This window comes from Rhodococcus sp. (in: high G+C Gram-positive bacteria) (assembly GCF_049286785.1).
Classification (GTDB): Bacteria; Actinomycetota; Actinomycetes; order Mycobacteriales; family Mycobacteriaceae; genus Rhodococcus_F.
On the sequence record NZ_JBAQEO010000412.1, the window covers coordinates 1 to 7,582 of the forward strand.

A 7,582-nucleotide genomic window follows, 5' to 3' on the forward strand; every position below is an offset into this window, starting at 1 on the left:
CGTCGGGATGGCACCCGAGTACTTCTTCATCACCACCGAGGAGGGGGGCTTCTTCGCCGAGGCCAACTTCGCCGCACTGTTCACGTCTCTGACCACAGCGCAGGAGATCGCCGGCCGCCCCGGGCCGGGTGAACGACCTGGTGCTCACCCTGCGCGAAAACGCCGATGTCGAGGCGGTGCGATCCGAGCTGCAGCAGGCCTTCGACGTGTCCGGCACCGGGCAGGGCGTGACGGTGATGACCACGGGGGAGGACCAGACCTATCAGGTCCTCTACGACGACATCGAATCGGACGCCCGGTTCTGGAACGTATTCGCGGGTCTCATCCTCATCGGCGCCGCCTTCGGTGCGTTCAACCTGTCCACCCGCATGGTCGAGTCGCAGCGCCGCGAACTGGGTATCGGCATGGCCCTCGGCGCCACGCGGGTCCAGTTGGGGCTACGACCGATGCTCGTCGGCATCGAGATCGCCGTGGCCAGCGTCGTGCTCGGTGTCGCTGTCGGCGCGCTGGCCGTGGTCCTGATCGGCCCCATATTCGCCACCTTGCTGGCGTTGCCGGTGCGGATCACGGAATTCCAGTGGGCGCCGTTCGTCCGTGCGGCGGCGTTGGGGTTCGTGATCCCGCTGGTGGCGACGGCCTGGCCGGTGTGGCGCTCGGTGCGCATGAGCCCCGTCGATGCGATCGCAACCACCCACCGCACTGCACGCGGCGGACTGTCGCGTCTGTTGCGGCTGCTGCCGTGGCCACGTAGCGCTTTCCGCCGCATGCCCCTGGGCAACATCCTGCGTACCCCACGGCGCACCCTGTTGACGGCACTCGGCATCGGTGCCGTCATCGCCACGCTCGTGGCCACCCTGGGCATGTTGGACTCGTTCACCGGCACGATGGACCGCAACGAGACCGAGATTCTGGGCGAGCATCCCGACCGGGTCATCGTCGGCCTCGACTCGATCGTGCAGGCCGACGGGCCCGAGGTGGCCGCTGTGCTCGGAGCCGACAGTGTGGGCGAGGTGTCGCCCGTGCTTCAGATGGGAGGCCGGCTGGCGGTCCGCGGCAACGAGGGATTCGACGTGCTGCTCGAGGCGCTGGATCTCGAGGACGGTGTGTGGGCCCCCACCGTCGAGGGCGGCTCGAGCGGGATGGGCATCACCATCGCCCGGTCTGCGGCCGATGACCTCGGTGTGGAGGTCGGTGACACGGTCGAACTCACCCACCCTGCCCGCGACGACACCGGTTTCGTCACCACCACCAGCACCGTGCCGGTGGCCGGTATCCACCCCAGCCCGTTCCGTTTCAATGCCTACTTCGACCGGTCACTGCTCGCCGCGTTCGGTGCCGAAGGCCTCACGAACGAGCTGTTCGTCGTGCCGGCGGCGGGCAGCACCACCGACGACGTCGAGCGCGAGCTGTTCGACCTTCCCGGCGTCAGCTCGGTGCAGCCGGCAGCTGCATCGAGCCAGGTCGTCCGCGACAGCATCGGGGAGTTCACCGCCATCTTCCAGATCGCCGAGGCATTCATTCTGTTCCTTGCCCTGGTCATGGCCTATAACACCACCAGCATCAATGCTGATGAGCGCGCCCGTGAACGGGCCACCCTGTTCGCCTTCGGCCTGCCCGTGCGACGGGTGATGATGCTGGAGATCGCCGAAGGGCTGCTCTATGGGCTGCTCGGCACGATCATCGGTCTCGGTCTCGGCGCCTGGATCACCCGCTGGCTCATGACCAGTGTGTGGCAGGAGACGATGCCGGACCTGGCCCTGGACACCATCATCAGCGCCGAAACGGTAGTCACCGCAGTCGTGCTCGGCGTGATTGCCGTCGCCGTCGCCCCACTGCTCACCCTGCGCCGGCTGTGGCGCATGGACGTGCCCGGCACGCTGCGGGTGGTGGAATGAGGGAGTCGCCGCGGGTCCGTCGAAGTGGTGACTGTCGACCCTGTCGATTGCGACGGGCTGGAGGTTCGATGGACAGTGACACAGATCGGTCAGCGTTGGAGTCGTCATGCCTGGTGTAGTTGCCGTCGTCGTGATCGTCGCGATAGTGCTCGTTCTTGCGCTCTCGCTACGTGTGGTGAAGCAGTACGAAAAGGGAGTTCACTTTCGGCTCGGCAAGATCATCGCAGTGCGCGAACCCGGGTTGAGGCTGATAATCCCGGTTGTCGACTGGCTGACCAAGGTGTCGATGCGGATCGTGACGATGCCGATCCAGTCTCAGGGGATTATCACCCGTGACAGCGTCAGTGTCGATATCGCTGCCGTGGCCTACTTCCGTGTGGTCGACGCGCGCAAGTCGGTTGTCGCCATCGAAAACGTCGACGCCGCAATCAATCAGATCGCCCAGACCACTCTTCGTAACGTGGTGGGACAGCATTCGCTGGACGAGGTGCTCGCGGAGACTTCGATCATCAACAGCAGCATCCGGCAGATCCTCGATACGACCACCCTCGAGTGGGGTGTCGAGGTCACCTTGGTCGAACTCAAGGACATCCAGCTTCCCGAGAGCATGAAGCGTGCGATGGCCCGAGAGGCCGAAGCCGAACGGGAGAAGCGAGCGAAGATCATTGCGGCGGAGGGGGAGTCTTTGGCGGCCTCCGCGTTGGGAGACGCATCCGACACGATGATGGCCCATCCGCTCGCGCTGCAACTGCGCAATCTGCAGACGTTGGTGGAACTCGGAGTCGAGAAGAACACCACCGTGGTGTTCCCCGCCCCGATCATGAGTGCCATCGGGGAGCTCGGGGCATTCCTCGCCCGGGAATCGGCTGCTGCAGAACCGACGCCCTCCACCCCGGAGGTGTCGTTCCGTAACGGCGCTGCGACAGCGCCGCCGGCAGTGGACGGTGAGCCGTCCGACGGACGACCCGTCACCCCTGCCGCCGCGAAGTGAGCGGGTCATCTCCGCTCCCAGGGCCAGGTCATCAGGGCCCACACGACGAGTATCAGGCTGGTGGCAATCAGCACGTACACCGGCCATGGGCCCATCACATCGAGCAGGCTCGCAGTGGACGGTTTCCTGTTGAGGAAGCCGTAATTGGATCCCGCAATACTGTTGAACGTGAAGGTGACCACCGCCCAGACCGCCGTGACCGCGACCGTGAAGCGGTAACTGCGCCACCCGGGCCGCATCCTTCGCCCCCACGTGAGGTAGATAGCTGCCCAGACGACGAGCAGGTGGATCGCCCAGAAGGCGAGGAATTCGAAGTGGGGAAAATCGGGACTGTTCAGGGCCGGTGAGATCAACGCCTGGGTGCTCAGAACCAGTCCCCAGTAGTACGTGAGCGCGAAGGGCCGGTGCCGCTGCGACCACAATGCGTAGGCAGCGGCGACGGTCGCGAGATCGGTCAGACGTAGCGGCACCGAGCTGCCGACGGTGGGCGGGATCAGAGTGTAGATCAGCACCGAGCCGTAGATCACCGCAGTGAGCACCCCGAGGATCCGGCCGAAGCGCCGGGCTTGGTCTTCGGTCTGCCTCCGTCCGACCCAGACCAGGAACGCGGAGCCTGCCGCGAACAGAACGATAACGGCCCAGTGTGAAGGGCCGTACATCGAGAACTCCCGTTGCGCAGCGAACAAGTGAATCAACTCCGCAGGTTCGTCGCACGTTCTTGCCGTTCACACGCGCGATGGACGTGATCACATGGACGTGATCACACTGTTCCACACGCACAGCCCCAACGACGTGGTCATGGTTGTTCGGGTGAGCCGGGACCGGTCCGGGTATGTGGAACCATGACACTCGCGCAAGGAGGACCGAAACGTGTGTGGACGTTATGCCAGCACCACCACAGACAAGGAACTTCGCAACATATTCCAGGTCGACGAGGTGGTCGGTGAGGAGTTGCCGCCGTCCTACAACATCGCCCCCACACAGGAGGTGCGGGTGGTGCTCGAGCGCCCTCCGCGAGGTCATCCGGAGGCCGAACCGGTCCGCCAGATCCGCACCGTGAAATGGGGTCTGGTGCCCGCGTGGGCGAAGGACACCAAGATCGGGAGCAGGCTGATCAACGCGCGGTCGGAATCGATCACCGAGAAACCGGCCTTCCGGAAAGCGGCCTGCCGCCGCCGGTGCATCGTTCCTGCCGACGGCTATTTCGAGTGGGAGAAGCGGGACGGCAAGAAGATTCCGTACTTCTTGCACGGCGACGGCGTGCTCGCGATGGCCGGTCTGTACGAGTTGTGGCCGGATCCTGATCGTCCCGACGACGACCCGCACAAGTGGCTGTGGACTACCACGGTCTTGACGACGCAGGCCACCGACGCCCTGGGGCACGTCCACGACCGCTCCCCGTTGCTGCTGCCACCGAACTTTCGGGAACACTGGCTGGACCCGGCCCTCACCGAACGAGAACAGATCGACGCCTTGATCGCGTCGATTCCGGAACCACGCCTGCATCCGTATCAAGTGAGTACGGCCGTGAACTCTCCACGCAACAACGACCCGAGCCTGCTCGAACCGGTGAAGCCGGACAGATAGACACCACGGACCTGGTTGCCCAGTCCGTTCTCCGGGTACGCGGGACCCGGGACGAGCCACGAGGAGAAAACCTATGGATCCGGCATACGAACCGGAGCACCAGCACGAAGTTCGGAAACATGAGCGGGCGTTCGGCGGCTATCTGTCGACGATGATCGCCTACGGGTCGCTCGTGGCAGTGATCGGTGTGATGACGGCCCTGACCGATCGGGAACTTCCGCGGACGATGAACGCGCGACAGCTGCTCGTGACCGCCTTCGCAGCTCAGAAGCTCTCGCGGACGATCACGAAGGACACGATCACCAGCCCCCTTCGGTCACCGTTCACCGTCTACACCGGTAAGGGCGGGCCGGGCGAAGTGATGGAACAACCGCGCGAAGCCGAGGGCATCACACACAGCATCGGTGCGCTGCTCAGCTGCCCCTTCTGCTTCGACGTGTGGGTAGTGACCGCGTTCGCCGCCGGGCACGTGTTCGCACCGCGCGCCACACGCATGCTGGTGGATTCACTCGCGGTGCTGTCCGGCGCGGATTTCCTCCAACTCGCCTACGCGAAGGCGCAGCAGATCGCGGAGGGATGACCGGGGCGCACTCGTTAGTCTCAGGTTCATGCCCGTCCATGACATCGATGCGTTGCTCGTCCATGTGAGCTCACTCGACGAGAATCGACTTGCCACGGTTCTACGTCGGCGCCCGGAGGCGTTGTCGTTGCCGTGGCCGGCGGACCTGGCCGATCTGGCCGAGCGCCTGCACAGTCAGGAATCGATCGTGTTCACCTACACTCGCCTGCCTCGGCCGCACACCGAGGTGCTGGGCGCTCTCACCTTGGTCGAGCAGTTGGGGCTCCCGGTCACCGCCGCCAGTGTGTCGATGTGGCTGGGAAGTGACCCCGGGATGGTCCAGACGTTCCTCGACGACCTGCACGAATGCGCCCTGACACTGGGCACTTCCGACGGCGAGATCACGACACCCGCCGAGTTTCCGGCGGTGGGCGCGGGCCTGGGCCGACCCGTGCGGGTGCTTCTCGAGGAGGCCACGCTGGAGAAGCTGCGCGGGCTGGCCGCGAGACTGAAGGTTCGGGGTGACGGTTCCAAGAAGGTGATGGTCGATCGCCTCGCCACCTATTTCTGCGATCCTGATGCGGTGCGCACTCTCGTCGACAGCGCGCCACCACGTGAGCGTGACCTGCTCGTCGAGTGTGCCGAGCAGGGAGTCGCGCTGGAATACTTCCCGATGCACTTCGGCTCCTACCCTGTGAGCGCACGGGAGCAGCTCGGCGACTGGGCTGTCGCGCACGGGGTGCTGTGGCCCAGCTACGACGGCGCGGCGTACCTGCCCCTCGAGGTGTCGCTGGCGCTGCGAGGCGCGCAGTGGCGGCTTCCGTTCCATCCCGACCCGCCGCCCCTCGCGCACCATCCGGTGCCGACCGAGCACGTGGACGCCGAGGCCGCGTCGCGCCTGCTGCGCATGATCGAGCGGGTCTCGGGGCTGGTGGATACGGCGGCGACCGAACCGATTCCACTCATCAAGTCCGGCGCGGTGGGACTGCGCACGCTGCGCACGTTCGCGAAGACCTGGGACGTCGAGGTGGACGAGGTGCGGTTCGCCGTGGAGCTGGCACTGGCCGCCGCGGTGCTCGCGCCGGCACCACCGCCGGCACCTCCGAAGGGCCGTGGGCGCAAGCGGCCGCCGCCGCTACCTTCACCCGGCCTGATTCCCGGTCCCGCGGCGTCGGCGTGGCGATCCGCCGAGGCCGCGACCCGGGGACGCGCCCTCCTCGGAACCTGGTGGCAGTCGGACAGTTCGGTGCTGATGGCTTCGGCAGTGGCCACCGAGCTGGGCGAGTCGGCCGTGTACCGGCACGTGCGTCACGAACTGGTCGACGTGTATGCCACGTTGGCACAGGGTCGGGGGGTGTCGGACATCGCGGAACTGGTCCCCGTGCTCGACTGGCGCGCACCGCTGATAGGGGAGGACGTCGTCGAGGACGTTCTCGCCGCGACCGTCCGCGAGGCCGAGCTGCTCGGCGTCCTGGCGCTGGGCGCCGCCACTGCGCTGTGCCGTGCCCTGCACACCGGCGACCTCGTGTCCGTGACTTCGGAGCTGATGTCCGGCGCCCACACGTCCGCGGTGATCGGTGCTGATCTCACCGCAGTAGTGCTCGGCCCGCCGGCCACCGACCTGTCGCGCTTCCTGGACAGCGTCGCCGACAGGGAGTCCCGCGGGGCGGCCACGACCTGGCGGTTCACCCCGGACAGCATCCGGGCCGCGTTCGATCGGGGGAGCACCGCTTCGGACCTGATCGGTGAGCTGACATCCATCGCGCCCGCGGGCATACCGCAGGCGCTGGAATACCTGATCGGAGATGTGGCCCGCACCCACGGGCAGCTGGGTGTGGTGGAGCTAGGCTGCGCCGTCGTCGCCGACGACCCGACGCTGCTGCTGGAGCTGGTGGGCAACCGGAAACTCGCAAAGCTGGGCCTGGCTCCGCTCGCCCCGACGGTGACGGCCTCGCGCAGCGACGCCGATACGACGCTGTCCGCGCTGCGCGCCGCCGGCTATGCGCCCGTTGTGCGCGAGGTGGACGGCAGCGTGCGGATCTCGGCGCCGCCGACCACAGAGTCCGAAGCCGACGTGGACGTCCGCGAGCTCGAAGCTATCGGGATTGCCCCCGCCGATCCCGACCGGCATGCCCGTCGCCTCGCCGCCACGGCCGTCCGCTCACCGGTCGAACCTGCCGGGCAGTACCAGCTTTTCGCCGCCCTGCGTGGCCGTGGAGAGGCCGACGCGATCTGGGAGCTGGTGGCGGGCCGGCCCGCGCACATCACCCATTGCGGGCGCACGCACCTGGTCACAGCGCGAAGCTGCACGGGGACACTATTACCGCGTGGAGTACCACGACCGAACGGTTCGAGGACTTCCCGGTGGCGCAGATCGCGGTTTCCGGCCAACGGGGCTGATCGACGGGGCTGATCGACGGGGAAGCTCGGGGAAGGCGCCCGGTATCGAGTAAAGGTTCGGCGAGTGTCCGGTGCTAGCGACCACTGTGGCGAACACGCGAGTGCGACATCCGCTTGTCGGTTATTCCGGACGACACTTTCGAGGTACAC

6 protein-coding genes are annotated in these 7,582 nt (G+C 66.5%); 5 read left to right on the plus strand and 1 reads right to left on the minus strand.

What is annotated here, in order from left to right; all coding sequences use genetic code 11:
• Nucleotides 1-128 precede the first annotated feature (128 nt).
• Both WAW17_RS15425 and WAW17_RS15430 read left to right on the plus strand, forming a co-directional pair.
• On the plus strand, nucleotides 129-1,895 hold the full coding sequence (locus tag WAW17_RS15425; RefSeq protein ID WP_422333821.1) for an FtsX-like permease family protein: 1,767 nt from the start codon (nucleotides 129-131) through the stop codon (nucleotides 1,893-1,895).
• A 106-nt stretch (nucleotides 1,896-2,001) separates the two neighbouring features.
• Nucleotides 2,002-2,886, plus strand: a complete 885-nt coding sequence (locus WAW17_RS15430) for an SPFH domain-containing protein (RefSeq protein ID WP_422333822.1) — start codon at nucleotides 2,002-2,004, stop codon at nucleotides 2,884-2,886.
• A gap of 5 nt (nucleotides 2,887-2,891) precedes the next feature.
• Here the strand turns inward: WAW17_RS15430 and WAW17_RS15435 are convergent, their stop codons facing one another.
• On the minus strand, nucleotides 2,892-3,572 hold the full coding sequence (locus WAW17_RS15435; RefSeq protein WP_422333826.1) for a TIGR02206 family membrane protein: 681 nt from the start codon (nucleotides 3,570-3,572) through the stop codon (nucleotides 2,892-2,894).
• A gap of 184 nt (nucleotides 3,573-3,756) precedes the next feature.
• Between WAW17_RS15435 and WAW17_RS15440 the strand changes: the two genes are divergently transcribed.
• The 3 genes from WAW17_RS15440 to WAW17_RS15450 all read left to right on the plus strand — a co-directional run bounded on the left by WAW17_RS15440 (nucleotide 3,757) and on the right by WAW17_RS15450 (nucleotide 7,445).
• Entirely contained in the window at nucleotides 3,757-4,473 is a 717-nt protein-coding gene (locus WAW17_RS15440; protein ID WP_422333823.1) for an SOS response-associated peptidase, read from the plus strand.
• Nucleotides 4,474-4,546: 73 nt separating this feature from the next.
• Nucleotides 4,547-5,053, plus strand: coding sequence for a DUF1360 domain-containing protein (locus WAW17_RS15445; protein WP_422333824.1), 507 nt, complete (start codon nucleotides 4,547-4,549; stop codon nucleotides 5,051-5,053).
• Between the two features lie 28 nt (nucleotides 5,054-5,081).
• On the plus strand, nucleotides 5,082-7,445 hold the full coding sequence (locus WAW17_RS15450; RefSeq protein ID WP_422333825.1) for a helicase-associated domain-containing protein: 2,364 nt from the start codon (nucleotides 5,082-5,084) through the stop codon (nucleotides 7,443-7,445).
• The last annotated feature ends 137 nt before the right edge of the window (nucleotides 7,446-7,582 follow it).

Excerpts from the sequence above, each read along its gene's own strand:
- WAW17_RS15430 (WP_422333822.1), top strand. The coding sequence starts at position 2,002 with ATGCCTGGTGTAGTTGCCGTCGTCGTGATCGTCGCGATAGTGCTCGTT.
- WAW17_RS15445 (WP_422333824.1), top strand. The coding sequence starts at position 4,547 with ATGGATCCGGCATACGAACCGGAGCACCAGCACGAAGTTCGGAAACAT.
- WAW17_RS15450 (WP_422333825.1), top strand. The coding sequence starts at position 5,082 with ATGCCCGTCCATGACATCGATGCGTTGCTCGTCCATGTGAGCTCACTC.